The 25114-nt window shown below is 69.7% G+C and carries 30 protein-coding genes; 21 read left to right on the top strand and 9 right to left on the bottom strand.

Annotated features, from left to right (window positions below; genetic code table 11):
* Window positions 1–80 precede the first annotated feature (80 nt).
* Window positions 81–908 (bottom strand): DUF3014 domain-containing protein, encoded by an 828-nt coding sequence (locus tag MIC98_RS07790; RefSeq protein ID WP_239736731.1) that lies wholly within the window; start codon window positions 906–908, stop codon window positions 81–83.
* A 104-nt stretch (window positions 909–1012) separates the two neighbouring features.
* Between MIC98_RS07790 and otsB the strand changes: the two genes are divergently transcribed.
* From otsB to otsA, 3 genes are read left to right on the top strand one after another with little or no spacing between them, the layout of a single operon-like run.
* Window positions 1013–1759 (top strand): trehalose-phosphatase, encoded by a 747-nt coding sequence (gene otsB, locus MIC98_RS07785; RefSeq protein ID WP_239736730.1) that lies wholly within the window; start codon window positions 1013–1015, stop codon window positions 1757–1759.
* Between the two features lie 57 nt (window positions 1760–1816).
* Complete coding sequence (locus MIC98_RS07780) at window positions 1817–3598, top strand: glycoside hydrolase family 15 protein (protein ID WP_239736729.1); 1782 nt, start codon at window positions 1817–1819, stop codon at window positions 3596–3598.
* On the top strand, window positions 3595–4962 hold the full coding sequence (gene otsA, locus MIC98_RS07775) for an alpha,alpha-trehalose-phosphate synthase (UDP-forming) (protein ID WP_239736728.1): 1368 nt from the start codon (window positions 3595–3597) through the stop codon (window positions 4960–4962). The genes MIC98_RS07780 and otsA overlap by 4 nt, the downstream gene beginning before the upstream one ends.
* Window positions 4963–4983: 21 nt before the next feature.
* Here the strand turns inward: otsA and MIC98_RS07770 are convergent, their stop codons facing one another.
* The 4 genes from MIC98_RS07770 to rluD are packed head-to-tail and all read right to left on the bottom strand — an operon-like array spanning window position 4984 to window position 7688.
* Window positions 4984–5391, bottom strand: coding sequence for a thiol-disulfide oxidoreductase DCC family protein (locus MIC98_RS07770; protein ID WP_239736727.1), 408 nt, complete (start codon window positions 5389–5391; stop codon window positions 4984–4986).
* Window positions 5384–5902, bottom strand: a complete 519-nt coding sequence (locus tag MIC98_RS07765; RefSeq protein ID WP_239738087.1) for a DUF4166 domain-containing protein — start codon at window positions 5900–5902, stop codon at window positions 5384–5386. Before MIC98_RS07765 ends, MIC98_RS07770 begins: the two co-directional genes overlap by 8 nt.
* A gap of 20 nt (window positions 5903–5922) precedes the next feature.
* Window positions 5923–6702, bottom strand: a complete 780-nt coding sequence (pgeF, locus tag MIC98_RS07760; protein ID WP_239736726.1) for a peptidoglycan editing factor PgeF — start codon at window positions 6700–6702, stop codon at window positions 5923–5925.
* On the bottom strand, window positions 6699–7688 hold the full coding sequence (rluD, locus tag MIC98_RS07755) for a 23S rRNA pseudouridine(1911/1915/1917) synthase RluD (protein WP_239736725.1): 990 nt from the start codon (window positions 7686–7688) through the stop codon (window positions 6699–6701). Before rluD ends, pgeF begins: the two co-directional genes overlap by 4 nt.
* A gap of 113 nt (window positions 7689–7801) precedes the next feature.
* Here rluD and MIC98_RS07750 point away from each other — a divergent pair, with 113 nt between their 5' ends.
* Window positions 7802–8683 carry an outer membrane protein assembly factor BamD gene (locus tag MIC98_RS07750; protein ID WP_239736724.1) on the top strand — a complete coding sequence of 294 codons (882 nt, stop codon included), beginning with the start codon at window positions 7802–7804 and terminating at the stop codon, window positions 8681–8683.
* Window positions 8684–9001: 318 nt separating this feature from the next.
* Here MIC98_RS07750 and MIC98_RS07745 read toward each other — a convergent pair whose 3' ends face one another.
* Genes MIC98_RS07745 through MIC98_RS07735 form a run of 3 tightly spaced genes read right to left on the bottom strand, consistent with a single transcriptional unit; the run spans window position 9002 to window position 10845 of the window.
* Entirely contained in the window at window positions 9002–9313 is a 312-nt protein-coding gene (locus MIC98_RS07745; protein WP_239736723.1) for an EF-hand domain-containing protein, read from the bottom strand.
* Entirely contained in the window at window positions 9310–10581 is a 1272-nt protein-coding gene (gene murA, locus MIC98_RS07740; RefSeq protein WP_057639353.1) for a UDP-N-acetylglucosamine 1-carboxyvinyltransferase, read from the bottom strand. The genes MIC98_RS07745 and murA overlap by 4 nt, the downstream gene beginning before the upstream one ends.
* A 33-nt stretch (window positions 10582–10614) precedes the next feature.
* A complete protein-coding gene (locus MIC98_RS07735) occupies window positions 10615–10845 on the bottom strand; it encodes a BolA/IbaG family iron-sulfur metabolism protein (protein WP_057639352.1) in 231 nt (76 codons plus the stop codon).
* A 52-nt stretch (window positions 10846–10897) separates the two neighbouring features.
* On the opposite strand from MIC98_RS07735, the gene MIC98_RS07730 reads away from it, so the two are divergent.
* From MIC98_RS07730 to mgtE, 14 genes are all read left to right on the top strand, one after another.
* Entirely contained in the window at window positions 10898–11899 is a 1002-nt protein-coding gene (locus MIC98_RS07730; protein ID WP_239736722.1) for a KpsF/GutQ family sugar-phosphate isomerase, read from the top strand.
* A 59-nt stretch (window positions 11900–11958) separates the two neighbouring features.
* A complete protein-coding gene (locus MIC98_RS07725; RefSeq protein ID WP_239736721.1) occupies window positions 11959–12507 on the top strand; it encodes an HAD hydrolase family protein in 549 nt (182 codons plus the stop codon).
* Entirely contained in the window at window positions 12504–13079 is a 576-nt protein-coding gene (gene lptC, locus MIC98_RS07720; RefSeq protein WP_239736720.1) for an LPS export ABC transporter periplasmic protein LptC, read from the top strand. The genes MIC98_RS07725 and lptC overlap by 4 nt, the downstream gene beginning before the upstream one ends.
* Entirely contained in the window at window positions 13048–13575 is a 528-nt protein-coding gene (gene lptA / locus MIC98_RS07715; RefSeq protein ID WP_152979457.1) for a lipopolysaccharide transport periplasmic protein LptA, read from the top strand. Before lptC ends, lptA begins: the two co-directional genes overlap by 32 nt.
* The gene (lptB, locus tag MIC98_RS07710; RefSeq protein ID WP_239736719.1) at window positions 13575–14294 is read left to right on the top strand and encodes an LPS export ABC transporter ATP-binding protein; all 720 of its coding nucleotides are present in this window, start codon (window positions 13575–13577) and stop codon (window positions 14292–14294) included. Before lptA ends, lptB begins: the two co-directional genes overlap by 1 nt.
* 37 nt (window positions 14295–14331) lie before the next feature.
* A complete protein-coding gene (locus MIC98_RS07705; RefSeq protein WP_239736718.1) occupies window positions 14332–15750 on the top strand; it encodes an RNA polymerase factor sigma-54 in 1419 nt (472 codons plus the stop codon).
* Window positions 15751–15809: 59 nt separating this feature from the next.
* Complete coding sequence (gene raiA / locus MIC98_RS07700; protein ID WP_057639346.1) at window positions 15810–16124, top strand: ribosome-associated translation inhibitor RaiA; 315 nt, start codon at window positions 15810–15812, stop codon at window positions 16122–16124.
* Between the two features lie 24 nt (window positions 16125–16148).
* Window positions 16149–16601: a PTS sugar transporter subunit IIA gene (locus MIC98_RS07695; protein WP_239736717.1), complete on the top strand. Its 453-nt coding sequence runs from the start codon at window positions 16149–16151 to the stop codon at window positions 16599–16601.
* Complete coding sequence (gene hprK, locus MIC98_RS07690) at window positions 16598–17548, top strand: HPr(Ser) kinase/phosphatase (protein ID WP_057639344.1); 951 nt, start codon at window positions 16598–16600, stop codon at window positions 17546–17548. Before MIC98_RS07695 ends, hprK begins: the two co-directional genes overlap by 4 nt.
* The gene (gene rapZ, locus MIC98_RS07685) at window positions 17545–18423 is read left to right on the top strand and encodes an RNase adapter RapZ (protein WP_057639343.1); all 879 of its coding nucleotides are present in this window, start codon (window positions 17545–17547) and stop codon (window positions 18421–18423) included. Before hprK ends, rapZ begins: the two co-directional genes overlap by 4 nt.
* Window positions 18424–18543: 120 nt before the next feature.
* Window positions 18544–18936 (top strand): PTS fructose IIA subunit family protein, encoded by a 393-nt coding sequence (locus MIC98_RS07680; RefSeq protein WP_057639342.1) that lies wholly within the window; start codon window positions 18544–18546, stop codon window positions 18934–18936.
* Window positions 18929–19198 carry an HPr family phosphocarrier protein gene (locus MIC98_RS07675; protein ID WP_057639341.1) on the top strand — a complete coding sequence of 90 codons (270 nt, stop codon included), beginning with the start codon at window positions 18929–18931 and terminating at the stop codon, window positions 19196–19198. The genes MIC98_RS07680 and MIC98_RS07675 overlap by 8 nt, the downstream gene beginning before the upstream one ends.
* Window positions 19199–19235: 37 nt before the next feature.
* The gene (gene ptsP, locus MIC98_RS07670) at window positions 19236–20957 is read left to right on the top strand and encodes a phosphoenolpyruvate--protein phosphotransferase (RefSeq protein ID WP_239736716.1); all 1722 of its coding nucleotides are present in this window, start codon (window positions 19236–19238) and stop codon (window positions 20955–20957) included.
* Between the two features lie 273 nt (window positions 20958–21230).
* The gene (gene mgtE / locus MIC98_RS07665) at window positions 21231–22592 is read left to right on the top strand and encodes a magnesium transporter (RefSeq protein ID WP_057639339.1); all 1362 of its coding nucleotides are present in this window, start codon (window positions 21231–21233) and stop codon (window positions 22590–22592) included.
* A 58-nt stretch (window positions 22593–22650) separates the two neighbouring features.
* Here the strand turns inward: mgtE and MIC98_RS07660 are convergent, their stop codons facing one another.
* Window positions 22651–23439: a hypothetical protein gene (locus MIC98_RS07660; protein ID WP_239736715.1), complete on the bottom strand. Its 789-nt coding sequence runs from the start codon at window positions 23437–23439 to the stop codon at window positions 22651–22653.
* Window positions 23440–23585: 146 nt separating this feature from the next.
* Between MIC98_RS07660 and MIC98_RS07655 the strand changes: the two genes are divergently transcribed.
* The 3 genes from MIC98_RS07655 to MIC98_RS07645 all read left to right on the top strand — a co-directional run bounded on the left by MIC98_RS07655 (window position 23586) and on the right by MIC98_RS07645 (window position 24982).
* Window positions 23586–23834, top strand: a complete 249-nt coding sequence (locus MIC98_RS07655; RefSeq protein WP_057639337.1) for a helix-turn-helix transcriptional regulator — start codon at window positions 23586–23588, stop codon at window positions 23832–23834.
* A gap of 1 nt (window position 23835) precedes the next feature.
* Window positions 23836–24102: a hypothetical protein gene (locus tag MIC98_RS07650; protein WP_057639336.1), complete on the top strand. Its 267-nt coding sequence runs from the start codon at window positions 23836–23838 to the stop codon at window positions 24100–24102.
* 79 nt (window positions 24103–24181) lie between these two features.
* Window positions 24182–24982 carry an alpha/beta hydrolase-fold protein gene (locus tag MIC98_RS07645; protein WP_239738085.1) on the top strand — a complete coding sequence of 267 codons (801 nt, stop codon included), beginning with the start codon at window positions 24182–24184 and terminating at the stop codon, window positions 24980–24982.
* Window positions 24983–25114 lie beyond the last annotated feature (132 nt).

Below are 25114 nucleotides of genomic sequence, written 5' to 3'. Positions count from 1 at the left end.
ATCAGGGGCCGGCGCTGCCGGCGATACTCGTTCAGATGCGGTTGCGGCGACGTGATTCAAGCCCACCCGGCGGTGCCCGTTCAGCCGCCGCGCGTCACCGCCGCGCGGATCGCGCGCAGCTGCTGCCGGACCGCGCGGGACTGCTCCGCGTCCAGCCGCAACAGCAGCTTCTGCCCCACCGAACGCGACTGCAGGCCCGGATCGACGAAACGGTACCTGCCGCGTTCGTCCAGCTCCACTTCCAACGGCCGGGCCGGTTCCGGCGCCTGCAGCAGGTGGTCGATCACCGCGACCAGGCGGTCGTTGAAATGGCCATCGGGGTGCCCCGCTTCGCGCCATGCCTCCTGCACCAGCGGATACAGCCGCAGGTAGGCCGCCACCAGCGCATCGGCGTCGACGGCGGTGAACGCCTTCACCCACGGTGCATAGCGTGCGGCGTTGGCCGCGGCGATGCGGACGCCGCCGGACGCGGCATCGCCTTCGACCTTCAGGCTGCCGGGCAGCGGCCGCGCCGCCAGCGCATTGGACGGCATGACCGGCTGGGTGAGGTTGTCGATGTGCATGACCAGCCGCTGGACCAGGTGGTCCTGCCGCAGCAGCGCCAGCACGTCGCTGGCGAACAGCGACGCCAGCGCCTGCTGCGCCGTCGCGTCGCTGTCGCCCAGCGCCGGTAGCCCGGCATCGGCCGAGTCGTCGCGCTCCAGCGGATGCTGCGGGGTCTGTGCCGGTTGCGCCTCCGGCGCCGCGGCCGGTGGCTCGATCCGGCTTTCGCCGGCCGGCGCCTGCGCGGCGAACGGCGACGCGCCCGGCGCCGGTGGCAGGTTGTCGCGGAACAGCCACCAGCCCGCGCCTCCCACCACTGCCACGCCCACCACGACCCACGGCCACACCGCCTTCCTGTCCTTCATCGGGAACCACCTCGCATCGCGAACATCCTTGTATGACAGGGAAGATCATGATCGGTTCCCCGCGCGTGACCTTCCGCTAACAACCGATGCGGCATAGTGGCCGCATGTCAGAAGAACCACGGCGTCCGCCGCCCCCGGCGCTGGCGGACAACGATGCACTTTTCCTCGATGTCGACGGCACCCTGGTCGCCTTCGCCGACCACCCCGAACGGGTGATGCTCGCCGATGGCCTGCCCGACCTGCTCGCCCGGCTTTCGCAACGGCTGGGAGGCGCCCTCGCGCTGGTCAGCGGCCGCCCCCTGGTGCAGGTGGACCGGTTGTTCGCACCGCTGCGGCTGCCGGCCGCCGGCCTGCACGGCGCGCAGCTGCGGACCATCGGTGGCGACGTCATCGAGGCCAAAACCACCGCACCGTGGCTGCACGAACTGCACCTGCGCGCGATGCATTTCGCCCATGCCCATCCCGGCGTGCTGGTCGAGGCCAAGGGCGCGGCGCTGGCGCTGCACTGGCGCAAGGCGCCGGCCGCCGCCGCCGCGGTGGCGGCCTTCGCCCATGCGCAACTGCCGCTGCTGCCGGGCGTGCGCCTGCAGCCGGGCAACCACGTCGTCGAACTGGTCGCGGCCGGCCACGACAAGGGCACGGCGGTTGCCGCGCTGATGCGCGAGGCGCCCTTCGCCGGCCGCCGCCCGTGCTTCATCGGCGACGACCTCACCGACGAGGACGGTTTCACCGCGGCCGCACGGCTGGGCGGGTATGGCGTGCTGGTCGGCACCCGTGCCGGCAGCCATGCGCGCCACGCCCTGCCCGACGTGGCCGCGGTGCATGGGTGGCTGCGCGCCGGCACCCGCTGAGGGCGCGCCATGTCACGGAACGGAAAGCAGCCGGATGGCCGGCAGGAGAAGGCAACGATGCATCAATCCGACCTCGACCTCGGCGTCATCGGCAACGGCAGCTTCGGCGCGCTCATCGACAAGCAGGCGCGCGTGGTGTGGAGCTGCCTGCCCGCCTTCGACGGCGACCCCGCATTCTGCGCGCTGCTGTCGCCGCGCGCGCACGAAGGCGGCGATTTCGGCATCGAACTGGAGGACTTCGCCGGCAGCGAGCAGTGCTACCTGACCAATACCGCGGTGCTGCGCACGGTGCTGCACGACGCGCACGGCGGGCAGGTGGAGGTGATCGACTTCGCCCCGCGCTGGCGCCACGACGGCCGCTTCTATCGCCCGCCCAGCATCATCCGCCGCATCCGCCCGCTGGCCGGCAGCCCGCGCATCCGCGTGCGGGTGCGGCCACTGGCCGACTGGGGCGCGCGCATTCCCGAAACCACCTGGGGCAGCAACCACATGCGCTGGCTGCTGCCGGGTTTCACCCTGCGCCTGACCACCGACGTGCCGGTGCGCTTCGTCCGCGATGCCCTGCCGTTCGTGCTGGCGCACCCGATGGAACTGGTACTGGGGGTGGACGAAACGCTCCATCGGTCCCTCGCCGACTATGCGCAGGAAGCTCAGCAGCGCACCGAGGACTACTGGCGCGAGTGGGTGCGCTACCTGTCGATCCCGCTGGAATGGCAGGACGCGGTGATCCGCAGCGCCATCACCCTGAAACTGTGCCAGTACGAGGACAGCGGCGCGATCATCGCGGCGATGACCACCTCCATCCCCGAGGCGCCGGGCAGCGCGCGCAACTGGGACTATCGTTACTGCTGGCTGCGCGACGCCGCCTTCGTGGTGCGCGCGCTGAACCGGCTGGGCGCGACGAAATCGATGGAGGATTTCCTGCGCTACATCTTCAACCTCGCCAGCACCGACGGCAGCCTGCAACCGCTGTACGGCATCGGCCTGGAGGAAAAGCTGGACGAGCACGAGGTCGAATCGCTGGCCGGCTACCGCGGCATGGGCCCGGTGCGGCGCGGCAACCTGGCCTGGCTGCAGAAGCAGCACGATGTCTACGGCTCGGTGGTGCTGGCCTCGACCCAATTGTTCTTCGACCAGCGCCTGAAGGACCCCGGCGACGTCCACACCTTCGCCCGGCTGGAACCGCTGGGCGAACGCGCCTGGGCGCTGCACGACGTGCCCGACGCCGGCCTGTGGGAATTCCGCGGCCGCACCGCGGTGCACACCTACACCGCGGCGATGTGCTGGGCCGCCTGCGACCGCCTAGCCAAGATCGCGACCCGCCTGCAACTGCCCGAACGCGCCGCGCTGTGGCGCGAGCGCGCCGACGCCATCGGCCAGCGGGTGCTGGCCCGCGGCTGGAACGCGCAGTTGGGCCACTTCACCGACACCTTCGACGGCAGCCACCTGGACGCCTCGTTGCTGCTGCTGGCCGACATCGGCCTGGTCGAGGCGACCGACCCGCGCTACGTCGCCACCGTCGAAGCCATCGGCAACGGGCTGCGGCACGGCGACGCGCTGTTCCGCTACATCGCCCCGGACGACTTCGGCGCGCCGGAGACCAGCTTCACCATCTGCACCTTCTGGTACATCGACGCGCTGGCCGCGATCGGCCGCCTCGACGAGGCGCGCGCATTGTTCGAAAGCGTGCTGGCGCGGCGCAACCCCCTCGGCCTGCTGTCCGAGGACCTGGCCTTCGACGACGGCCAGATGTGGGGCAACTTCCCGCAGACCTATTCGCACGTGGGCCTGATCACCGCGGCGATGCGGCTGTCGCGCAGCTGGCAGGAGGCGTCGTGAGCCGGCTGGTGGTGGTCTCCAACCGCGTGGCCCTGCCCGGCGAGAACCGCGCCGGCGGTCTGGCGGTGGGCCTGCTGGCGGCGCTGCAGGAGCGCGGCGGGCTGTGGTTCGGCTGGAGCGGGCGCAGCGTGGCCGGCGACAGCGGCGCGTTGCACGAGCAGACCGACGGCAACATCCACTACGCCACGCTGGACCTGTCCAAGGCTGACCTGGACGGCTACTACAACGGCTTCTCCAACCGCACGCTGTGGCCGCTGCTGCACTTCCGCCTCGACCTGGTCGATTACGACCGGCGCAAGCGCGAGACCTACTGGAAGATCAACACGCTGTTCGCCGACAAGCTTGCGCCGCTGCTGCGCGAGGACGACACGCTGTGGATCCACGACTACCACCTGATCCCGCTGGCGGCGCTGCTGCGCGAGCGCGGCATCGGCTGCCGCATCGGCTTCTTCCTGCACGTACCGGTGCCCTCGGCCGACCTGGTGCAGGCATTGCCCGAGCACCGCTCGTTGTTTTCCACGCTGTACGCCTGCGACCTGCTGGGTTTCCAGACCCGGCGCGATGCCGCCCGTTTCCAGTCATGGGTACGCCTGTTCGGCGGCGGCCGGATCATCGACGAGGACTGGATCGAATCCCCGGACGGCCGGCGCGTGCGCACCTCGGCCTTCCCGATCGGCATCGATACCGGGCACATCGCCCGCCAGGCGCGCGCGGCCGCCGGCAACAGCGCGGTGCGCGCGCTGCGGCAGAGCCTGGAACACCGCAAGCTGGTGATCGGCGTGGACCGGCTGGACTACTCCAAGGGCCTGCCCGAGCGCTTCCACGGTTTCCAGCGCTACCTCACCCGCCATCCGCAGGAAAAAGGCAGCACGACGTTCCTGCAGATCGCGCCGGTGTCGCGCGGCAGCGTGGCCGAGTACCGCGCCCTGCGCCACGAGCTGGAGCAACTGGCCGGGCACATCAACGGCAGCCACGCCGAGGCCGACTGGACGCCGCTGCGCTACGTCAACCGCAACTACGCGCACCGCACCCTCACCGGCTTCTACCGCGAGGCGGCGGTGGGGCTGGTCACGCCGTTGCGCGACGGCATGAACCTGGTCGCCAAGGAATACGTGGCCTCGCAGGACCCGGACGACCCCGGGGTACTGGTGCTGTCGCTGCTGGCCGGCGCCGCCGACGAGATGAAGCAGGCGCTGCTGGTCAACCCGCACGACCTGGACGGCGTCGCCGACGCCATCGCCACCGCGGCGAACATGCCCCGCGGCGAGCGCATCGAGCGCTGGCAGGCGATGATGCAGCATCTGCAGGAACACGATATCCACCGCTGGCGCAGCGACTACCTGCAGGCGCTGGAAGGCGACTGAGCCGCCGCCGTCGCGCCGGCCTCAGTCCAGGAACCGCGCCGCCTGCGCCGGCGTCGGCAGGTAACAGGCATCGTGGCGCCCGAACCAGCGGTAACGACTGCGCGCCAGCCAGCGGTAGGCGCCATCGCGCAGCGGCCGGGGCAGCAGGCGCGCCGACAGCGCCAGTTTCCAGAGGCCGCCAAGGCCGGCCAGCACGCGCACGATGGCGTCGGTATCTGTGAACGCGCCGCCCGCCTCGACCAGCAGGAACGACAGCGGGTCGTCCGGGTCCAACCCATGCGCGGCCAGCAGTTGCCGTCCATGCACGCCCTGCATCGCCGCGAAGCGATAGCGGCCAGCGCGGTCGAAGCGCAGCAGGAAACGCACCCAGCGGCTGCACAGCGCGCAGACGCCGTCGAACACGATTACCGGCGCAGCATGCTCAGTCATCGCCGCCCTCCGGCAGCAGCCAGCCCTCGTAGCGGATCAGGCGTCCCAGCCACGGCATCGAGACGTCGACGAGGAATTCGTAGCGCCCTTCCCGCTCGCGTTCGCGACAATGCACGCCGGCGAACCAGCGCGCCGGCAGCGGCACGATGCCGAACGCCCATGCACGCACGGCCCGCCACAGGATTTCATCGTCCACCACTTCCAGCGCGAAGCGGAAACGCAGTGCGCCCAGCCGTTCGTACAGGTGGCCGTCACGCTGCCACAGCCGCGAGGCCATGCGCACGCCGCCGAAACGACGGTTCCAGTGCTCGCCGGTTTCGTCCACGACGAATTCGACACCTACCGGCACGTCTGCGGCGGCCGGCGGCAAGCGCGCCAGCCATGCGCACGGCACCACCAGCCAGTGGGTGCCGCGCAGCACCTCGCCGCGCCCGCGCCAGCGCTGGCGTTCCGCTATCGAATGCAACGCCTGCAAGCGCGGCGGCAACCCTGCGAACGCGGCGCCGAGCACTCGCTCGAACAGCGGCGTGCTCACGGCTGAATCCACACCAGCGTGGCCATGCGCCCGCTGCGGCGATCGCGGCGGTGCGAAAACCAGCGTGACGGATCGGCGATGGTGCATTGGTTGCCGCCGTGGATGGCGGCCGCGTCCATGCCGGCAGCCTGCAAACGCTGGCGCGCCAATGCATACAGGTCTACCCGCCAGTGGCCCGGCCGGGTGGCGGCAAATGCGGCTTCGGCCTGCGCCGAATGGGCGAGGAAGGCGTCACGCACGTCGCTGCCGATTTCGTAATGCGCCGGCCCGGCCGCCGGGCCGAGCCATGCCACGACATCGTCCGCCGGCGTGCGCATCGCCGCCAGCGTCGCTTCCAGCATGCCGGCGGCCAGCCCGCGCCAGCCGGCGTGGGCGGCGGCCACCTCGCCGCCATCACGGGCGGCGAACACCACCGGCAGGCAGTCGGCGGTGAGGATCGCCAGCACCACCCCGGGCGTGGAGGTCACGGCGGCATCGGCCTCCGGCTCGGCTTCAACGCCTTGCGCGGTGGGCGGGGCGTCGAAGCGCAGCACGCCGGTGCCATGCACCTGCCGCAGCCAGTGCGGCGCCGAGGGCAGCCCGGCCAGTTGCCGCAGTTCGTCGCGGTTGCGCTGCACCTGTCGTGGGTCGTCGCCCTCGGGCGAAGTGCGGTTGCCCATGTTGAAGCGGTCGAACGGCGGCCGCGAGCCGCCCGCGCCCTGCCGCACCGTAGTGAAGGCACGCACGCCCGGCGGCGCCGGCCAGTCGGCTTCCAGCCACGGCGCGGCGGTGTTCACCAGCGGTCCCGCTCACGCTCGTTGAAGGCCCCGGTGTCCTCGCGCAGCGCCTGCATCAGCGCCTGCAGGTCGGCCGGCACCGGCGCGCTGTTGCGCACCGGCTCGCCGCTGATCGGGTGCATGAATTCCAGCGTCTCGGCGTGCAGCGCCTGGCGCTTGAAGCCGCGCAGCTGCGCGACCAGTTCGTCGCTGGCGCCCTTGGGCAGCTTCAGCGCGCCGCCGTACAGCGGGTCGCCGACGATGGCGTGCTTCAGGTGCGCCATGTGCACGCGGATCTGATGGGTGCGGCCGGTTTCCAGCCGGCACTCCAGCGCGGTGTGGGCGCGGAAACGCTCGCGCAGGCGGTAGTGGGTGACCGCATCGCGGCCGTCCTCGCGCACCGCCATGCGCAGGCGGTCGCGCGGGTGCCGGTCGATCGGCGCATCGACGGTGCCGCCGGCCACCAGCGCGCCACAGACCACCGCCAGGTACTGGCGGTGTACCTCGCGCGCGGACAGCTGCTCGACCAGCGCGGTCTGCGCCTGCACGGTGCGGGCCACCACCATGACGCCGCTGGTGTCCTTGTCCAGCCGGTGCACCACGCCGGCGCGCGGCACCTTGGCCAAGGCCGGGTCGCGGAACAGCAGCGCGTTGACCAGGGTGCCGGTGGGGTTGCCGGCGCCGGGGTGGACCACCAGCCCGGCCGGCTTGTCGATCACGAGGACGTGCTCGTCCTCGTATAGCACCGACAGCGGGATGTCCTCGGGCAGGGCATCGGTTTCGACCTCCAGCACCGCGTCCAGCGTGGCCAGCTCGCCACCACGCAGCAGGTCGCGCGGGCGCGCCGGGGCGCCGTCGAGCAGCGCGGCGCCGGACTTGATCCAGTCGCTCAGCCGGGACCGGGAGAACTCGGGGAACAGCTCGGCCAGCACCGCGTCGAAACGGCGGCCGGCGGCGGCATCGGGCACCCGCGCCTGGCGGGAAGAAGGGGAAGCGTTGTCGGACATGGCAGGGGGCAGCGGAAGGGGAATTCGGGGTCCCGGTGGCAGGAGTCAGTCGCGGGACAGGCCACTAGGCTATCATCGCCCCTTCGTATTCCTGCCGCGTCCCGCCCCGACCCATGATCCGACGCTCCTTGCCGTTGTCCACGCCCGTCCGCATCACCGCCCTGCTGCTGGTCCTGGTTTTCGCCGCCAGCGGCTGCCACCGCGGCAGCAAGAAGAACGCGGACGAGGGCATGCCGGTCGAAACGCTCTTCGAAAAGGGCCACAAGCTGATGGAAGGCGGCAACTGGTCCGGCGCCGAGAACAGCTTCAGGCGCCTGATCGCGCAGTACCCGTACGGCCCGTACACCGAGCAGGCGATGATCGAAAGCGCCTACGCCCAGTACAAGGCCGGCAAGAACGACGACGCGGTGTCCAGCATCGACCGCTTCATCCGCACCTACCCGACCCACCGCAACATCGCCTACCTGTACTACCTGCGCGGGCTGGCCAACGGCAACAGCGACACCGTGTTCCTGCGCCGGGTGTGGTCGCTGGACTCCAGCCGCCGCGACCTGTCCGCCCCGCGCCAGGCCTATGCCGACTTCAACATCGTCACCGAGCGCTACCCGAACAGCCGCTACGCCGCCGACGCGCGCCAGCGCATGATCGAACTGCGCGACGTGTTCGCCCAGTACGAGATGGACAACGCCCTGTACTACATGCGTCGCGGCGCCTGGATCTCGGCCGCCGGCCGCGCCACCTACCTGCTGGAAACCTACCCGCAGAGCGCGTTCCAGAACGACGCGGTGGCCGCGCTGGGCGAGTCCTACACCCACCTGGGCAACAAGACCCTGGCCGACGACGCCCGCCGCGTGCTGGAACTGAACCAGCCCGACCACCCGTGGCTGCGCGGCGACTGGCCGAAGTACCCGTGGATGATCCGCAAGCTCAACCCGTTCGCCGGCGAGAAGTCGGCCGCCACCGGCCAACGCAACGCGCAGATGACGCGCAAGTAAGCAAGCCAGTCCCCCGCAATGGAACAGCACTGACGCCCCGCAAGGGGCGTCATGCGTTTGCGGCAGCAACAGCGTCGGGGATGTAGTCCCGACCTACCCGGCCGCACCGGAGAAGGCCACATGCCACGCGGCCCTGCCCGGCCCACGTTGGGAGCGCACTCACGCACGTCGGCTGGGCGCGTAAACCTCAAAAGCAATCACGGGTGAACCCGCTCCCACGGTGGCGCAGGTCGGGGCTACGCCCCCGACGGCGACACGCACAAAGCATCGGGGGTGTAACCCCGACCTACCCAGCCGCATGCGGGGCGAGCCGCGCATCTACGGCGCGGCTTCGTCGACCTTGAACACAGTCCTGCAGTCGCGGCGGAATTCCTCGCCGGTGCCGCGCCAGATGAAGCTGCGGCAGTGGCGGTTGCCTTCCTGCGTGTCCACCACCTTCACCGCGTAGAAGGCCTGGAAGAACTCGTCGCCGCTGACTTGGCCATCACCGTTCCAGTCCATCTGCTCCTTCTCCACGCCGCGGGTGATGGCGATGCCGGCGTACCACGCCCAGCCCAGCCAGCCCAGCGCCACCAGGACCAGTACCAGCAGCGCGCGGCGGCGCGGGGTGAACCTGCCGCGCAGGATCATGGCACCCGCCGGATGCGCGCACCGAGCGCACCGAGCTTCTCCTCGATGTTCTCGTAGCCGCGGTCGAGGTGGTAGATGCGGTCGATGCTGGTGTCGCCATCGGCCACCAACCCGGCCAGGATCAGCGACGCCGAGGCGCGCAGGTCGGTGGCCATCACCGGCGCCCCGCTCAGGCGCTCGACGCCACGGCAGATGGCGGTATGGCCCTCGACCTGGATGTCCGCGCCCAGCCGCAGCAGCTCGTTGACGTGCATGAAACGGTTCTCGAAGATCGTCTCGTTGACCACGCCCACGCCGTCGGCCACGCAGTTCAGCGCCATGAACTGCGCCTGCATGTCGGTCGGGAACGCCGGGTACGGCGCGGTGGTCAGGTTCACCGCCTTCGGCCGCCTGCCCTGCATGTCCAGGGTAATGCTGTCTTCGGTGGTTTCAATGCGCGCGCCGGCCTCGGCCAGCTTGGCCAGCACCGCGTCCAGCGTGTCCGGGCGCGCGTTGCGCAGGGTCACGCGGCCGCCGGTCATCGCCGCGGCGACGAGGAAGGTGCCGGTCTCGATGCGGTCCGGCAGCACCGCGTGGCGGCCGCCGTCCAGGCGCTCGACGCCCTCGATCACCAGCCTCGCGGTGCCCAGCCCCTCGATCTTCGCACCCAGCGCGATCAGGCAGTGCGCCAGGTCGGTGACCTCCGGCTCCATCGCCGCGTTTTCCAGCACGGTGGTGCCCTCGGCCAGCACCGCGGCCATCAGTACGTTCTCGGTGCCGGTGACGCTGACCATGTCGAAGGTGAAGCGGCCGCCCTTCAGGCGTTCGGCGCGGGCCTTGATGAAGCCGTTCTCGACGCTGATTTCCGCACCCAGCGCCTGCAGGCCCTTGATGTGCTGGTCCACCGGCCGCGAGCCGATGGCGCAGCCGCCGGGCAGCGACACTTCCGCCGCGCCATGTTTGGCCAGCAGCGGGCCGAGCACGAGGATCGAGGCGCGCATGGTCTTGACCAGCTCGTAAGGCGCCACGTGCTGGTTGACGCTGCGCGGGTCGACCACGATCGCGCTGCCGCGCGACAGCGTGCCCTGGTCGATGGTGACCTTGGCCCCCAGTTCGCCGAGCAGCTTCACCGTGGTGATCACGTCGTGCAGGTGAGGCACGTTGGTGATCTCCACCGGCGCATCGGCCAGCAGGGTCGCGCAGAGGATGGGCAGGACGGCGTTCTTGGCGCCGGAGACATTGACTTCACCGTTCAGCGCATTGCCGCCGGTGACCACGATTTTCGCCATTGGATTAAGGGCCGGTAGGTGGGCGGGGCCGGCTCAGCCGGCTTCGCCCGGGGTAATGGTTTTCAGCGCCAGCGCGTGGATCGCGCCGCCCATCAGTTCGCCCAGCGTGGCATAGACCATGCGGTGGCGGGCCAGCGGCAGCTTGCCGGCGAAGGCCTCGCAGACCACGGTGGCCTCGAAGTGCACGCCGTCCTCGCCCCACACCTCGGCGCGGGCGCCGGGCAGGCCGGCTTCGATCAGGTTCTGGATGGTCTCGGCGTCCAAGGCGCTTTCCTAATAAAATGAACGTCCATTCTACCCTTCGAGCGGCGCCCGCATGGTTGCTTCCCCCCTTTCCCCGGACACGCTGGACGATACTGACTTGGCCACCAGCGGTCGCCACGTATTCAAAATCGAATGCGCCGAACTGGAACGGGTCGGCAACCGCATCGGCGCCGAATTCGCCGCCGCCTGCCGGCTGGTGCTGGGCTCGCGCGGGCGCGTGGTTGCTACCGGCATGGGCAAGTCCGGCCATATAGCGCGCAAGATCGCCGCCACCCTGGCCTCCACCGGCACCCCGGCGTTCTACGTGCACCCGGGCGAGGCCGGCCACGGCGACCTGGGCATGATCACCGAGGACGACGTGGTGCTGGCGTTGTCCTATTCCGGCGAGTCGGACGAGGTGCTGATGCTGCTGCCAGTGCTCAAGCGCCAGGGCAACCCGCTGATCGCGATGACCGGCAAGCCGCAGTCCAGCCTGGCCCGCGCCGCCGACGTGCACCTGGACGTGAATGTGGACCACGAGGCCTGCCCGCTGGCGCTGGCCCCGACCTCCAGCACCACCGCCTCGCTGGCGATGGGCGACGCGCTGGCGGTGGCGCTGCTGGACGCGCGCGGCTTCACCGCCGACGACTTCGCCCGCTCGCACCCGGCCGGCAGCCTCGGCCGCCGCCTGCTGCTGCACATCACCGACGTGATGCACAGCGGCGACGACCTGCCGCGCGTGCGCGAGGACGCCAGCCTCAGCGCCGCCCTGATGGAAATGAGCCGCAAGCGCCTGGGCATGACCGCCGTGGTCGATGCCGGGGACAGGCTGGTCGGCCTGTTCACCGACGGCGACCTGCGCCGCGCGTTGGACACCGACATTGACGTGCGCAGCGCCGGCATCGCCAAGGTGATGACCCGCAACCCGCGCACCATCGGCGCCGACCAGTTGGCGGTGGAAGCCGCGCGGCTGCTGGAAAAACACCAGATCAACGGCCTGGTCGTGGTCGATGGCGACGGCCGTGCGGTCGGTGCCCTGAACATTCATGACTTGTTGCGGGCAAAAGTGGTTTAAAAGCCCGCACACTGACGTACCGGGCCACCCGGCCCGCCCCTACCGCAACGGATCGCCTGATGCCCTGGTCTCCCCTCGCCCACTTTCCCGCCGAACTGCATGCCGTCGCCGGCGGCATCCGGCTGGCCTGCTTCGACGTGGACGGGACCCTGACCGACGGCCGCCTGTACTACGACCATGCAGGCAACGAGAGCAAGGCGTTCTACGTGCAGGACGGGCTGGGCCTGAAGCTGCTGCAGAAGCACGGCATCCACCCGGTGCTGATCACCGCGCGCAACAGCCTGTCGGCACAGCGGCGCGGCGCCGACCTCGGCATCGATACCCAGATCGCCGTGGGCGACAAGCTGGCCAGCGTGCGCGCCCTGTGCGCACAGCATGGCATCGGGCTGGAACAGGTGGCCTTCATGGGCGATGACCTGCCGGACTTCGCCCCGCTGCGCGCGGTCGGGCTGGCGGTGGCGCCGGCCAACGCCCACCCGCTGGTTGCCGAACGCGTGCACTGGCGGACCCGCGCCGAAGGCGGCCGCGGCGCCGCGCGCGAGCTGTGCGACGTGCTGCTGGCCGCGCAGGACAAGCTCGACGCGGCCGTGGCGGGGTTCGCCCGATGAACTGGCGCATCGTGCTCGGCTTCGGCCTGCTGCTGGCCGCGCTGGCCAGCGGCTGGTCGGCATGGCGCCACCGCGCCGCCGCCACGCCGGCCAGCGTCGTCGAAAGCCGCACCGACTTCGTGCTGGGCGATTTCGAAATCGTCGCGCTGGACAAGGACGGCAAGGAATCGATCACCCTGCGCGCGCCGTCGATGGAACGCAACCGCGCCGACCAGACCTCGACCATCACCCGGCCGCTGTTCCTGATGCCCGACGCCGACGGTCAGCACTGGCAGCTGCGCGCCGATACCGGCTGGGTCAGCGCCAAGGGCGAGCAGTTGCGCCTGCGCGGCAACGTCGCCGGCGACAGCCCGCGGGACGGCAAGACCCCACCCACCACCTTCCGTACCAGCAGGCTGGACGTGTTCCCCGAACGCGACCTGGCCCGCACCAGCGCGCGCGTGACCATGACCCGCCCCGGCCTGCAGCAGACCGGCACCGGTTTCCGGGCCAACCTGAAAACCCGGCAGTATTCCCTCCTTTCCCAGGTCAAGACCCGCTATGAACCCAATGTTGCCCGCCAAGCTCGCTAAGCTCGCGCTGTTCGCCGCCCTGCTTGCTCCCGCGCTGGCGTGGGGCAAGGCCTCGGACCGCAACCAGCCGATGACCATCGATTCGACCAACAGCGACTGCAACTTCTCCGATGACGGCCGCTGCCGTTTCAGCGGCAACGTGGTCATCGTCCAGGGCACGATGGAAATCCACGCCGACACTGCCGACGTGATCCAGAAGAACGGCGAAACCGAGCGGGTGCTTCTGACCGGCAAGCAGGCCACGCTCAAACAGCAGATGGACGACGGCACCTGGATGAACGCCCGCGCCGACAGCCTCGACTACAACGTCAACAGCGAGGTGATCGTGCTCACCGGCAACTACAACGTCGAGTCCGAGCGCGGCTCCAACAGCGGCCAGCGCATGGTCTACAACACCCGCAGCGGCGACATGCAGAGCGGCGGCGACGGCACCCGCGTGCGCACCGTGATCCAGCCCAAGAACAAGGCCCCGGCCACGCAGGGAGACAAGAAGTAATGCTCGTCGCCGAAGGCCTGCGCAAGCGCTACAAGAACCGCGAGGTGGTCAAGAGCTTCGGCCTGACCCTCGATGCCGGCGAGGTGGTCGGCCTGCTCGGCCCCAACGGTGCCGGCAAGACCACCTGCTTCTACATGATCGTCGGGCTGGTCGAGAGTGACGCCGGCCGCATCGTGCTCGATGGCCGCGACATCACCAGTGAGCCGATGTACGCCCGCGCCAAACTCGGCGTCGGCTACCTGCCGCAGGAGCCGTCGGTATTCCGCAAGCTCAGCGTGGCCGACAACATCCGCCTGGTGCTGGAACTGCGCGAGGACCTCGACGCGGACGGCCGCGAACGCGAACTGTCGGCATTGCTGGACGAACTGCAGATCGGCCACGTCGCCGAACAGGCCGGCGCCAGCCTGTCCGGCGGCGAGCGCCGCCGCTGCGAGATCGCCCGCGCACTGGCCGCACGACCACGGCTGATCCTGCTCGACGAACCGTTCGCCGGCGTCGACCCGATCTCGGTCGGCGAGATCCAGCGCATCGTCACCCACCTCAAGCAGCGCGGCATCGGCGTGCTGATCACCGACCACAACGTCCGCGAAACCTTGGGAATCTGCGACCGCGCGTATATCCTCGCCGAAGGCAGCGTACTGGCGCAGGGGGCACCGGAAGAACTGCTGAACAACACCGACGTTCGCCGCGTCTACCTCGGAGACAGCTTCACCCTTTGAGCCGCGGCGGGCCCCACGTCACCTGCCGGGAAACGGGATGAAGGCACGGCTGCAGACATCGCTGGGACAGAACCTGGTCATGACGCCCCAGCTGCGCCAGGCCATCCGCCTGTTGCAGATGTCCAGTACCGAGCTGGAGCAGGAACTGGCCGAGGCGGTGGAAAGCAACCCGCTGCTGGAATGGGACGACGATGCCGGCGGCGGCGAAACCGCCACCGATGGCGTCGAAGCCCCCGCCCCCGATCCAGCCGACGACGGCGATGCGCAGGCCGAGTCGCCCCCCGCCGACGCCGACTGGAGCGGCGGCCACGGCGGCTCGTTCGACGATGACGACGACGGCAGCGCCGCCGAGCGCGTCGCCGAGGCCGACACCCTCGCCGACCACCTGCTGTGGCAGTTGCACCTGTCCCACCTCGGCGCACGCGACCTCGCCATCGGCATGCTGCTGGTCAACGCGCTGGACGAGGACGGCTACCTGCGCGAACCACTGGCCGCCATCGCCGAAACCCTGCGCCCGGACATCGTCGCCGACGAGGACGAGATCCTCGCGGTGCTGCGCCGCATCCAGCAGTTCGACCCCGTCGGCGTCGGCGCGCGCACGCTGGGCGAATGCCTGGACCTGCAGCTGGCGGCCCTGCCCGCCACCACGCCCGCTCTGGCACTGGCCCGGCGGATCGCCACCGGCCCGCTGCTGGAACGCCTGCCACGCGCGGGCATCGCCGGCATCGCCACCGAACTGAAGCAACCGCAGCAGGCCGTCGAACAGGCCGTGCAACTGCTGCGCTCGCTGGACCCGCGCCCCGGCGCGCAGCTGGGCGAACCGGCCGCCGACACCTACGTCGTCCCCGACTGCGTGGTCTGGCGCCAGCGCGGCATCTGGAAGGCGGCGCTGGCCAGCCACGCCGGCCCGAAGGTGGTGATCCACCGCGGCTACGAGCAGTTGATCCGCCGCTGCGGCGAGGCCGACGCCAGCTACCTGCGCACGCAGCTGCAGGAGGCGCGCTGGCTGCTCAAGGGCCTGCAGGCGCGCGGCGAAACCTTGTTGCGGGTGGTGGGCAGCCTGCTGCACCACCAGGCCGGCTTCCTGGAATTCGGCGAACAGGCGCTGCGGCCGCTGACCCTGCGCGAGATCGCCGCCGAGCTGGACCTGCACGAATCCACCATTTCCCGCGCCATCGCCCGCAAGTACGTGCGCACCCCGCGCGGCACCCTGCCGCTGCGCGCGTTCTTCGCCTCCGGCATCGACACCGATGGCGGCGGCGAGGCCTCCAGCACCGCGATCCAATCGATGATACGGCGCCTGATCGACGCCGAAAACCCGCGCAAACCGCTGTCTGACGCCAAGCTGGCCGACCTGCTCAAGAGCAGCGGAATACCGGTGGCGCGGCGCACCGTGGCGAAGTATCGTGAAGCCATGAACATCTCCGCCTCCCACGAACGCGTCCGCATCGCCTGAGGCGTGCGCAGGGGGCGGCAGCGGTTCATATCGCAAACCCGAACCACAGGAGGCACCCGATGCGTATCGAGACGTTTGGCAAGGACGTGGAAGTCACCCCGGCCCTGAAGGAATACGTGGAAACCAAGCTGCAGCGGCTGGGCAAGCACTTCGACCAGCACTGCGAAGTCCGGGTCACCCTGTCACTGCAGAAGAACGAACACCACGTCGACGCCAGCGCCAACCTCCCCGGCCAGACCCTGCACGCCGAAGCCGGCGGCCAGACCATGTACGCGGCCATCGACGTGCTGGCCGACAAGCTCGACCGGCTGGTCATCAAGTACAAGGAGAAGCACCTGCCCCACGCTTCGCACGCACTGCGCGACAATGGCTGACACCAGCCACCGCCAGTTCCCTCCATGCCCTTGAACGACCTGATGGCGGCCGTGAGTACCCGGGTACTCGCGGCCGCCGACCGTGACAGCGCCCTGCGTGCCGCCGCCGGCATGCTCGCCTGCCGCGAAGCCTCCGAAGACGCCCTGTTCCACAGCCTGCGCGAGCGCGAAAGCGTCGGCAGCACCGCCATCGGCCACGGCATCGCCATCCCGCACGGGCGCTCGCCGACGCTGCAACGCCCCCGCGGCGTGCTGCTGCGGCTGCAACGGCCGGTGGATTTCGGCGGCAGCGAACCGGTGGACCTGGTGTTCGCGATGGCCGTGCCCGAGCATTACACCCACCAGCACCTGATGCTGCTGTCGGAGCTGGCGGAAATATTTTCCGACGCCCACGTCCGCGACGCCCTGCGCGCGGCCGCCGACGGCGATGCATTGAAACGGATCCTCGACCACCCGCCCCGGACCTCCGCGCCATGAACACCCGCATCACCGCCCGCGAACTGTTCGACCAGCAGCGCGAGAAGCTGGAACTGCGCTGGATCGCGGGCCAGGCCGGCGGCGAACGCGAGCTGGATGCCGGCGACACCGTGGCGCGGCGCCCGTCGCTGGCCGGCTACCTCAACACCATCTACCCGAACAAGGTGCAGATCCTCGGCACCGAGGAACTGAGTTGGCTGGACTCGCTGGATTCGCGCCAGCGCTGGGAAGTGATCGAACGCATCATCCACGCCCGCCCGCTGGCGCTGGTGGTCACCAAGAACCACGGCTGCCCGGAGGACCTGCGCGCGGCCGCCGACGAATCGCAGACCCCGCTGTGGGGCTCGCCGCGGCGCGGTCACGAACTGCTGAACCACATCTCCTACCACCTGGCCCGCACGCTGGCACCGCGCATCATCCTGCACGGCGTGTTCATGGAGATCTATTCCATCGGCGTGCTGATCACCGGCGAGGCCGGCTCGGGCAAGAGCGAACTGGCGCTGGAACTGCTCAGCCGCGGCCACCGGCTGGTCGCCGACGACGCCCCGGAATTCACCCAGATCGCCCCCGACGTACTCGACGGCACCTGCCCGGAACTGCTGCAGGACCTGCTGGAAGTGCGCGGCCTGGGCGTGCTCAACGTGCGCCAGATGTTCGGTGACACGGCTGTAAAGAAGAACAAGTACCTTCGGCTCATCGTCCACCTGACCAAGCCGATGACCGAGCCCGGCACCTATGGCTACGAACGCCTGACCGGCGACTCCGGCAAGCGCCACGTGCTCGACCTGGACGTGCCGCTGATCACCCTGCCGGTGATGCCCGGCCGCAACCTGGCGGTGCTTACCGAAGCGGCCACCCGCCTGCACATCCTGCGCACCAAGGGCATCGACCCGGCGGCGATGTTCATCGCCCGCCACAGCAACCTGCTGGAGCAGCGCACCCCATGAACGCGCAGCCGCACCCGCTGCTGGTCATCGTCAGCGGCCTGTCCGGCTCGGGCAAGTCGGTGGCGCTGAAGACCTTCGAGGACCTGGACTACTACTGCTCGGACAACATCCCGGTGAACCTGCTGCCGGAGTTCGTGCGCGGGGTGCTCGGCGAACCCGGCAAGGAGAGCCCGCGGCGCATCGCGCTGGGCATCGACGTGCGCGGGCGCAGCGACCTGAGCCAGCTCGGGCAGTGGCGCCAGACCGCCAGCAACCACGACATCGACGCCACCCTGCTGTTCTTCGAGGCCGACGACGACACCCTGCTGGCCCGCTACGCCGACACCCGCCGCCGCCACCCGCTCAGCCACCTCGGCCTGTCGCTGCCCGAGGCCATTACCCGCGAGCGCGAACTGACCGCGCCGCTGCGCCGCGAAGCCGACGCCATCATCGACACCAGCCGGCTCAACGTGCACCAGCTGCGCCGCCACATCATCACCGAGCACGCGCTGAGCCACAGCAACAACCTGTCGCTGCTGTTCGAATCCTTCGCCTACAAGCGCGGCGTGCCGGCCGAGGCCGACTTCGTGTTCGACGCGCGGGTGCTGCCCAACCCGCACTGGGACCCGGAGCTGCGTCCGCTGACCGGCCGCGACCGCCAAGTGCGCGAGCACCTCGACGCCCAGCCCGAAGTGGCCCGCTACGTCGCCCAGCTCGAAGACCTGCTCGACACCTGGCTGCCGAAACTGGGCAGCGAGACGCGCAGCTACGTCACCATCGCCTTCGGCTGCACCGGCGGCAAGCACCGCTCGGTGTACCTGGCCGAACGCATGGCCCGGCATGCCCGCGCGCAGGGCTGGCCGGACGTGGCGACGTTCCACCGCGAACAGGAATGACCGGGCCGGGGTGAGCGCGGGAACGGGAAGCGGGAACGGCACCGCGAAAGACCGGCGCGCTCCCTTGTTTCCCTCCTCCCGACGCCTTACTTCTGCCTTCCGACCTGCTAACGTTCGACAATGACCTGCGGCATTCTCCTCGTGACCCATCCCGGCGTCGGCGCTTCCCTGCTGGAAGTGGCCACGCGCCTGCTGCGGCAACTGCCGCTGAAGGCCGAAGCCTTCGAAGTACCGTTCGACGCCGACCTCGACGCACTGCTGCCGCAGGCATCGGCGGCGCTGCGGCGGGTGGAGGGCGAAGCCGGCGTGCTGCTGCTGACCGACCTGTACGGCGCCAGCCCCAGCAACCTGGCCGCGCGGCTGGCGCGGCTGGGCACGCCGGTGCGGCGGGTATCGGCACTGAGCCTGCCGATGCTGCTGCGGGTAATGAACTATCCGGAACAGGGACTGGACCAACTGCCCGCCACCGCCGCGGCGGGCGCCCGCAATGGAGCCATCATCGACGATGCTTGAACGAGAACTCACCGTATCCAACCGCCTCGGCCTGCACGCCCGCGCCACCGCCAAGCTGGTGCAGCTGCTGTCCGGCTTCCGCGCCAATGCCACGCTGGTGGCCAAGGGCCGCGAGGTCAACGCCAAGAGCATCATGGGCGTGATGCTACTGGCCGCCGGCCAGGGCACGCCGGTCACCGTGCGCGTGGACGGCGAGGACGAAGCCGCCGCCCTCGACGCAGTCGCCGCCCTGTTCGAACGCCGCTTCGACGAGGACAGTTGATGGCCGCCGGACCCGCCCGTCCAGCCGGCGTGGCCGCATGAGCGCACTGCGCCTGCAGGGCCACGGTGCCTCGCGCGGCAGCGCGCTGGGGCGCGCGCGGGTACGCCTGCCTCCCACCCAGGACGTCGGGGAAAAGCGCATCGCCGCCAATGCGGTGGATGCCGAGCTGCAGCGCCTGCACCAGGCCATCGAGGCCGCGCGCACCGAGATGCGCGAGCTGCGCCAGCGCCTGCAGGGCGCGCTGCCGGCCGAGGTCGGCGAGTTCCTCGACCTGCACGCCATGCTGCTGGACGATCCCGAACTGCTGTTCGCGCTGGACGAGCTGATCCGCAGCCACCGCTACAGCGCCGCCTATGCCCTGCGCGTGCAGCGCGACAAGTTGGCGCAGGTGTTCGAGGGCATGGAGGATGACTACCTCAAGAGCCGGCTGGACGACCTGGACCACGTCATCGGCCGCATCAACGCCTTCCTGCACAAGCGTCCGGCCAGCGTGAAGGGGCTGGCCGGCGAAATCCTCGTCTGCGAGAACGTGGCACCGTCCGAACTGGCGCAGCTGCAGGCGCAGGGCGTGGTCGGCATCGTCAGCAGCGCCGGCAGCTCGCTGTCGCACAGCGCCATCCTGGCCCGCAGCCTGCACCTGCCGCTGGTGGTCGCCGCCAGCGGCGTGCTGCACCGGATCAACGACGGCGACGTGCTGATCGTCGACGGCGGCAGCGGCGAGGTGGTGCTGGACCCGGCCGCCGACGACCTGCGTCAGTACCGCCAGCGCCTGCGCGAACTGGCACGCGAGCAGCGTGAGCTGGGCCACCTGCGCTCCAAGCCCAGCCGCACCCTCGACGGCGCGGACATCACCCTGCTGGCCAACGCCGAATCGCGCGAGGACGTGGCGCAGGCGCATGCGCTGGGCGCGCACGGCCTGGGCCTGTACCGCACCGAATTCCTGTTCCTGCAGCGCAATGCGCTGCCAGACGAGGAAGAACAGTTCCACAGCTACCGCGACGCGGTGCTGGGCATGAGCGGCCGCCCGGTCACCATCCGCATCCTCGACCTCGGCGCGGACAAGGCCGACCGCACCGGGCTGGCGCTGGGCAGCGAGGAAAACCCCGCGCTCGGCCTGCGCGGCATCCGCCTGCTGCTGGCCCGCCCCAAGGTCGCCGATACCCAGCTGCGCGCCCTGCTGCGCGCCTCCGGCTACGGCCCGGTGCGCATCCTCGTGCCGATGGTCAGCACCCGCGAGGAAGTGCTCGCCATCAAGCGCCGCATCGTCAAGCTCGCCGGCATCCTGCGCGCCGAAGGCCACGCCCTGGCCGAACACGTGCCGGTCGGGGCGATGATCGAGGTCCCGGCCGCGGCGCTGGCGCTGGACAGCTTCATCGACCAGGTGGATTTCCTCTCCATCGGCACCAACGACCTGGTGCAATACCTGCTGGCCGCCGACCGCAACAACGAAGCGGTAAGCGAGCTGTATTCGCCGCTGCATCCGGCGCTGCTGCGGCTGCTGGCGCAGGTGGTCGAAACCGCGCGCGCGCACGGCGTGCCGCTGTCGGTCTGCGGCGAAATCGCCGGCGATGCGCGCATGACCCCGCTGCTGCTGGCGCTGGGGCTCACCGAACTCAGCCTGCACCCGGCCACGCTGCTGGAAGTGCGCCGTGCCATCCGCGAAAGCAGGCTGGCCGACCTGCGCGCCCTCGCGCCGAAACTGCTGGCGCTGCGCGATCGCCGCGGCATCGAACGCTGGATGATCCAGGCAACCACATAGGCCCCCCCTGGTGCGCGAGGGGCATTACCGGGGAAGCCACATCGCGCACCAAGGTGCGCTCCTGCACCGTGCCCCTGACCCACGGTAGTGCCGGCCGCTGGCCGGCAGCCTCACGATCATTGCCATTGCAGTTGCCGGCCAGCGGCCGGCACCACCGCATCCGCGAGGGTGTGCACTGAAACGTCGCCGCGTGATAATGACGCGCCGAACATCCCCGTCGCCGCATCCTGCACCGGACCGCGTCCTTTCCCCTTCCCCCTCCCCGGAGTTCCGATGGCCGAAGCCGTCCGCCACGACAAGACCGCACGCCAGTTGCGCATGCTTTCCGACGCGCTGGACAGCGGTCGGCTCGGGCCGGTGCGACGGCTGGTCAACACGCTGGCGCCGGCCGAGATCGGCAACCTGCTCGAATCGCTGCCGCCGGGCAAGCGCGAGGTGGTGTGGGGGCTGGTCGATCCCGAGGACGACGGCGAGGTGCTGGTCCACGTCGGCGACGAGGTGCGCGAGAGCCTGCTGGCCGACATGGACCCGGACGAGATCATCGCCGCGGTCGAGGACCTGGACATCGACGACCTCGCCGACCTGGTCGAGGATTTGCCCGACACCGTCATCGACGAAGTGCTCAAGTCGATGGACCGCGAGAACCGCGAGCGGCTGGAGCAGGTGCTGTCCTACCCCGAGGACAGCGCCGGGCGCCTGATGAACCCGGACGTGGTCACCGTGCGCGCCGACGTCAACATCGACGTGGTGCTGCGCTACCTGCGCCTGCGCGGCGAACTGCCCGACCACACCGACCATCTTTACGTGGTCAACCGCCGCCACCAGCTGATCGGCTGGGTCGCATTGCAGGACCTGATCACGCACGACCCCGGCACGCCGATCAACAAGCTGATCGACGACGAACTCGAATCGCTGCACGTCGACGCTTCGGCCCAGCAGGTCGCGCGCCAGTTCTCCGACAACGACTGGGTTTCGGCCCCGGTGGTGGACGACGGCAACGTGCTGCTGGGCCGCATCACCGTCGACGACGTGATCGACATCATCCGCGAGCAGGCCGAGCACCAGGCCCTGGGCGCCGCCGGCCTGGACGAGGAAGAGGACCTGTTCTCGCCGATCAAGCGCGCCGTGCGCGGCCGCGTGGTGTGGCTGGGCATCAACCTGTGCACCGCCTTCCTGGCCGCCAGCGTGATCGGCCAGTTCGAGGTCACGCTGGAGAAGGTCGTGGCGCTGGCGGTGCTGATGCCGATCGTCGCCGGCGTCGGCGGCAACGCCGCGGTGCAGGTGCTGACACTGATGGTGCGCGGCCTTGCGCTGGGCCAGGTGGGCGCGAGCAATGCCCGCATCCTGCTGTGGAAGGAGATGCGGGTCGCGCTGATCAACGGCACCCTGATCGGCGCACTGGTCGGCGTGGTCGCCTTCCTCTGGTTCCACAGCCTGCTGCTGTCCCTGGTCATCGCCCTGGCACTGGTCATCAACTTCTGCGCCGCCGCCCTGTCCGGCGTACTGCTGCCGCTGATGCTCAAGCGCATGAACGTCGACCCGGCCGTCGCCGGCACCGTGGTGGTCACCGCGGTCACCGACGTGATGGGCTTCTTCGCCTTCCTCGGCCTGGCCACGATGATCCTGCTGCACTGATAAAAGCAAAGCCGGAACCCCGCGAAGGGCTCCGGCTCCATGCACCGGCTTGCGGCGATCAGAAACTGGCGCGAATGCCCAGCCGGTAGAAGCGCACGTCCTCGTAGAACTCCGCTTCGCCCACCACGCCCCAGGTCGGGGTGAAGCGGTATTGGATGCCGACGTTGCCGACCGCCGAATCGTCGATCAGCAGGTTGTCGTCCACGCGCAGGTAGCCGGCCTTGGCCCACAGCTCCAGGTTGGACACCGGCCTTGCGCGGATACCCAGCATCAGCTTGCCGGCATACAGGTAGTCGCTGCCGCTGAAGTCGTCCTCGGGGTAGTCCCGGTCCTTGTAATCCAGCTTGCCGCCCAACCGCAGCAGCGACAGCTCGCTGGTGAAATCCACGCGTCGGGAAAGCGAAACACTCGCACCCAGACCGAACTCTGCCTGGTCGATGGTGACCTTGGCGTGTTCGGCATCCACGCTCCAGCTTTTCGCCACGCGGTCGTAGCCGCCGAACAGGTAGAGATCGTCGGTGATGGCCAGCGAGCCGCGCAGGTAACCGCCATTGCCACTCTCGCTGACGTCGTACATGTCCACGTCCACGCGAGCGGCGCCAGCCTCGATGTAGGTGTAGCCCGGCCCTTCGATCTTTTCCCGCCGGACGGCAGGCACATACGGCTGGTACGGCTGCTGCACTGCCGGTTGCGCGGAGCCATCCTGCGCGACGGACGTGGCCTCGCTTGCCTGCGCCGCCTTCTGTCGCTCCCACCACGGCGAACGCTGCGCGTGGGCGTCCTGTACCCAAGCCATCGCCGCGAGCACCACCGCGCCCGCGCAAACGGCCCTGATTTCCATCTTCATGCGTTTGTCCCCTTGTGAATTGATGCCCCTTGAACCGGCAGTGCCCCGGCCATGACCGGCGTGGCCTGCATTCAAGTATAGGGATTCAAACACAGTAGATTGATACGCTGTAGATCGTCAAGCGGTAGTCGCTGACTCTGGCCGGCATGGTCAAGACCGCGCCCCCGCCTGCCTGCACCGCCCGGCAGCGCATTTCCCGCAACATCAGGGCCTTGCGAAACGAACGCGGCCTGAGCCAGGAACAACTGGCGGAGCTGGCCGACTTCCACCGCACCTACGTGTCGCAACTGGAGCGCTGCGTGACCAACATCAGCATCGATGGATTGGACCGGCTGGCCACTGCGCTGGAAGTGGATATCGTCGATCTGTTGCGCGATGACGCTCCGGCGACCTGACATGACCACCACCGTCACCGACTACTACCAGCCCGGCTGGCGCGGCCAGCGCCACGCCTGCCCCGCCTGCGACTGGCAGGGCGACTCCCGGCAGATGGAAATGGAACTGCACGACGAGCAGAGCGAGTACGCCTGCCCGCAATGCGAATTCCCGTTGCTGGTGGTGTTGCACCCGGACCTCGCCCGGGTGCAGGCGGCGGCCGCGGCCGGCAATGCCGAGGCGCAGGAGCAGTTGGCGATATTGGCCAGCGCCCCGCCTCCGCATTGATGCCATGCAGGCTGCCGGTACCGCGGCAGCCCGCTAGGATGTCGGTGGCCCCGAACCGGAATCCGTCATGGCACTCCCGTTGCTTCGCCCGCTCACCCGCCTTGCCCTCGCGCTTGCCCTGCCGGCCCTCGTGGCCGCCTGTGCTTCGCTGCCCGATGCCGGCCAAGGCCGCTTCGTTGCCCGCAGCATCGAGCTGGAAGGCACGCGCATGCCCTATCAGGTGTTCGTCCCCGCCGCATCCGCGCGCAGGTCCGGCCCCTTGCCGGTGGTGCTGTTCCTGCATGGCTCGGGCGAACGCGGGCGCGACGGCGTCAAGCAGACCGAGGCGGGGCTTGGCCCCTACCTGCGCACCCATGCCGCCGATTTCCCCGCGCTGGCGGTGCTGCCGCAGGCACCGGATGGCGAAGAATGGAGCGACCGCAACAACCGGCTGGCACTGGCCGCGCTCGATGCGGCGATTGCCGAGTTCGCCGCCGACCCGGCGCGCCAATACCTGACCGGCATGTCGATGGGCGGCTACGGCAGCTGGAACATCGCCTTGGCCGAACCGACGCGCTTCGCCGCCATCGTGCCGATCTGTGGCGGCATCCGCGCCCCGCGCAGCGAACGCCCCGGCCTGATGGTCGAAGCACTGGCGCGGGAAAGCGACCCGTATGCCGCACTGGCCCAGCGCCTGAAGGACGTGCCGATCTGGATTTTCCACGGCGCACTGGACGAGGCGGTGCCGCCGGACGACGACCGCCGCCTGCGCGACGCCTTCCAGGCGGCGAACGCCCGCGACGCGCGCTACACCGAATACCCGCAGGGCGACCACAACGCATGGGATGCCACCTATGCCGATCCGGCGCTGTGGCAATGGCTGTTCGCGCAAAGGCGCTGACTCCTCGGTGGGTGCCGACCGTTGGTCGGCACGAGCAGCCCGCCCGCTGAACTTCCGACTCCGCGCACCGCTCGACCAACGGTCGAGCGCTACCAGGAGAGGATGACCTGGATGGAGCCGACCGGTGGTCGG

Origin of the sequence: Stenotrophomonas sp. NLF4-10 (assembly GCF_022359915.1) — a bacterium.
In the GTDB taxonomy this organism is placed as follows: Bacteria; Pseudomonadota; Gammaproteobacteria; order Xanthomonadales; family Xanthomonadaceae; genus Stenotrophomonas; species Stenotrophomonas daejeonensis.
This window is presented reverse-complemented; position numbering and strand designations above follow the sequence as displayed.

What these genes read in the sequence shown, in the direction of transcription:
- MIC98_RS07790 (WP_239736731.1), bottom strand. Translation starts at nt 908, where the DNA reads ATGAAGGACAGGAAGGCGGTGTGGCCGTGGGTCGTGGTGGGCGTGGCA.
- otsB (WP_239736730.1), top strand. Translation starts at nt 1,013, where the DNA reads ATGTCAGAAGAACCACGGCGTCCGCCGCCCCCGGCGCTGGCGGACAAC.
- MIC98_RS07780 (WP_239736729.1), top strand. Translation starts at nt 1,817, where the DNA reads ATGCATCAATCCGACCTCGACCTCGGCGTCATCGGCAACGGCAGCTTC.
- MIC98_RS07770 (WP_239736727.1), bottom strand. Translation starts at nt 5,391, where the DNA reads ATGACTGAGCATGCTGCGCCGGTAATCGTGTTCGACGGCGTCTGCGCG.
- rluD (WP_239736725.1), bottom strand. Translation starts at nt 7,688, where the DNA reads ATGTCCGACAACGCTTCCCCTTCTTCCCGCCAGGCGCGGGTGCCCGAT.
- MIC98_RS07750 (WP_239736724.1), top strand. Translation starts at nt 7,802, where the DNA reads ATGATCCGACGCTCCTTGCCGTTGTCCACGCCCGTCCGCATCACCGCC.
- MIC98_RS07745 (WP_239736723.1), bottom strand. Translation starts at nt 9,313, where the DNA reads ATGATCCTGCGCGGCAGGTTCACCCCGCGCCGCCGCGCGCTGCTGGTA.
- murA (WP_057639353.1), bottom strand. Translation starts at nt 10,581, where the DNA reads ATGGCGAAAATCGTGGTCACCGGCGGCAATGCGCTGAACGGTGAAGTC.
- MIC98_RS07730 (WP_239736722.1), top strand. Translation starts at nt 10,898, where the DNA reads ATGGTTGCTTCCCCCCTTTCCCCGGACACGCTGGACGATACTGACTTG.
- MIC98_RS07725 (WP_239736721.1), top strand. Translation starts at nt 11,959, where the DNA reads ATGCCCTGGTCTCCCCTCGCCCACTTTCCCGCCGAACTGCATGCCGTC.
- lptC (WP_239736720.1), top strand. Translation starts at nt 12,504, where the DNA reads ATGAACTGGCGCATCGTGCTCGGCTTCGGCCTGCTGCTGGCCGCGCTG.
- lptA (WP_152979457.1), top strand. Translation starts at nt 13,048, where the DNA reads ATGAACCCAATGTTGCCCGCCAAGCTCGCTAAGCTCGCGCTGTTCGCC.
- lptB (WP_239736719.1), top strand. Translation starts at nt 13,575, where the DNA reads ATGCTCGTCGCCGAAGGCCTGCGCAAGCGCTACAAGAACCGCGAGGTG.
- MIC98_RS07705 (WP_239736718.1), top strand. Translation starts at nt 14,332, where the DNA reads ATGAAGGCACGGCTGCAGACATCGCTGGGACAGAACCTGGTCATGACG.
- raiA (WP_057639346.1), top strand. Translation starts at nt 15,810, where the DNA reads ATGCGTATCGAGACGTTTGGCAAGGACGTGGAAGTCACCCCGGCCCTG.
- MIC98_RS07695 (WP_239736717.1), top strand. Translation starts at nt 16,149, where the DNA reads ATGCCCTTGAACGACCTGATGGCGGCCGTGAGTACCCGGGTACTCGCG.
- hprK (WP_057639344.1), top strand. Translation starts at nt 16,598, where the DNA reads ATGAACACCCGCATCACCGCCCGCGAACTGTTCGACCAGCAGCGCGAG.
- rapZ (WP_057639343.1), top strand. Translation starts at nt 17,545, where the DNA reads ATGAACGCGCAGCCGCACCCGCTGCTGGTCATCGTCAGCGGCCTGTCC.
- MIC98_RS07680 (WP_057639342.1), top strand. Translation starts at nt 18,544, where the DNA reads ATGACCTGCGGCATTCTCCTCGTGACCCATCCCGGCGTCGGCGCTTCC.
- MIC98_RS07675 (WP_057639341.1), top strand. Translation starts at nt 18,929, where the DNA reads ATGCTTGAACGAGAACTCACCGTATCCAACCGCCTCGGCCTGCACGCC.
- ptsP (WP_239736716.1), top strand. Translation starts at nt 19,236, where the DNA reads ATGAGCGCACTGCGCCTGCAGGGCCACGGTGCCTCGCGCGGCAGCGCG.
- mgtE (WP_057639339.1), top strand. Translation starts at nt 21,231, where the DNA reads ATGGCCGAAGCCGTCCGCCACGACAAGACCGCACGCCAGTTGCGCATG.
- MIC98_RS07660 (WP_239736715.1), bottom strand. Translation starts at nt 23,439, where the DNA reads ATGAAGATGGAAATCAGGGCCGTTTGCGCGGGCGCGGTGGTGCTCGCG.
- MIC98_RS07655 (WP_057639337.1), top strand. Translation starts at nt 23,586, where the DNA reads ATGGTCAAGACCGCGCCCCCGCCTGCCTGCACCGCCCGGCAGCGCATT.
- MIC98_RS07650 (WP_057639336.1), top strand. Translation starts at nt 23,836, where the DNA reads ATGACCACCACCGTCACCGACTACTACCAGCCCGGCTGGCGCGGCCAG.